The organism is Rhodanobacter ginsengiterrae, from assembly GCF_050026815.1.
GTDB classification, from domain to species: Bacteria; Pseudomonadota; Gammaproteobacteria; order Xanthomonadales; family Rhodanobacteraceae; genus Rhodanobacter; species Rhodanobacter ginsengiterrae.
The window spans coordinates 1-534 of the sequence record NZ_JALBWO010000012.1 but is presented as its reverse complement, the minus strand read 5'-3'; the positions used below and the strand labels follow the sequence as shown (position 1 = coordinate 534).

The following is a 534-nucleotide window of genomic DNA, read 5'->3' as shown; positions in this document are numbered from 1 at the left end:
CAACGACTTCGCCATGTTGGTGCCTATCGATCGCGACGACCTCGAAGAGGACGTATTCGACGCTGCGGGCGCACCCAAGCAATGGCTCGACCGGCCCCGGGTCGCATTTCATGTGGAGAAGCGCCGCAAGGTACAGAAGCCCCATGCCAACGTCAGCCTGCTCGTGCCTGGCGCCTTGGTCCTGGATGAGAAAGCCAAGGCCACCCTGGGTGAATTCCTGCTGCGTTTCGGCCAGCTGCTTGAACTCGATTGCGAGGGCGAGCCGCGCTGGTTCTACAACGTGACGCGCATGCTCGCCTGCATTGACGAGCCGCGCTCTGAAAGCCTCGAGGGTGGCGGTATTGCGCGCGAGGCGTTCGACGAATCCGCCGTTCCCACTGAGCCCCTTGTATTCAAGGATCCGCGCACTGCGCCGGTTCGGATGTATGTCAACGATGCAGGCAAGGCCCTGATCGAACGCGCGACCGCAGATGCAGGCTTGACTGGGATCGAGTGTGGGGAACCCGGGCCGCTGTAAGCCCCGGAAATCGGCGC

General features: G+C 62.9%; 1 protein-coding gene. It reads left to right on the top strand.

Annotated features, from left to right (window positions below; genetic code table 11):
• A partial coding sequence (locus ACQGNJ_RS00055; protein ID WP_426687208.1) for a hypothetical protein occupies nt 1-517 on the top strand: 517 nt, incomplete at its 5' end.
• Nucleotides 518-534: the final 17 nt, after the last annotated feature.